We start from the raw sequence: 601 nt of genomic DNA on the forward strand, positions 1-601 counted from the left end.
CTGCCGTTCATGTCCACTACAACCTCGGTGGTGTAGCGCTTGACGCCATCCTTCTCCCACTCGCGGGTCTGCAAGCGGCCCTCGATGTAGCATTGCGAGCCCTTGCGCAGGTACTCACCGGCAATCTCGGCCGCGCGTTGCAGCCACGTGCTTACCAGATTCTCAACGTTCTGGAGGACACCCGCCGCGCCCTGACCAATCTCAACGGCAACCGCCTGCAGCATGGTCTGCCACTCGTGCGGCAGCCGTGGCAGGCGCTGGCCGAGGAGCTCGGGAGCCGCGTCCTCGGCCGAATGCTCCAGCTCGCATATGAGGGGGCGGTCGATCGTCTCGTAGTCCACCGGGACGCGCGGGAGGTCGCTGAGCGCGGTCTAGCCTGTGCGGATGGCGGCGCGCGCGTCGGCGGGTTGACCCGGCGCCGAGGCAGATCTGCGGCGTGGGCGTCGTGTCATTTGGGCTTCGCCGCGTGGCGTGTTCGACGGGCCCTGCGGCGAGCCCCTTCGCGCTAATAAAGGATGTTCCAGATGCACCCGATCTTTTTCGCCCCGGCCCTGCTCGCCGGCCTGCTGGCATCCGCCGCGGTGCAGGCCGCCGTCATCGA

1 protein-coding gene is annotated in these 601 nt (G+C 67.7%); it reads right to left on the bottom strand.

Going from position 1 to position 601, the window contains the following annotated elements; all coding sequences use genetic code 11:
* Nucleotides 1-341 (bottom strand): single-stranded DNA-binding protein (gene ssb / locus U8L64_RS00045; protein ID WP_333392695.1); only part of this gene is annotated, 341 nt, incomplete at its 3' end.
* Nucleotides 342-601: the final 260 nt, after the last annotated feature.

The organism is Pseudomonas sp. FIP_A4, from assembly GCF_036701605.1.
Lineage (GTDB): Bacteria > Pseudomonadota > Gammaproteobacteria > Pseudomonadales > Pseudomonadaceae > Stutzerimonas > Stutzerimonas phenolilytica.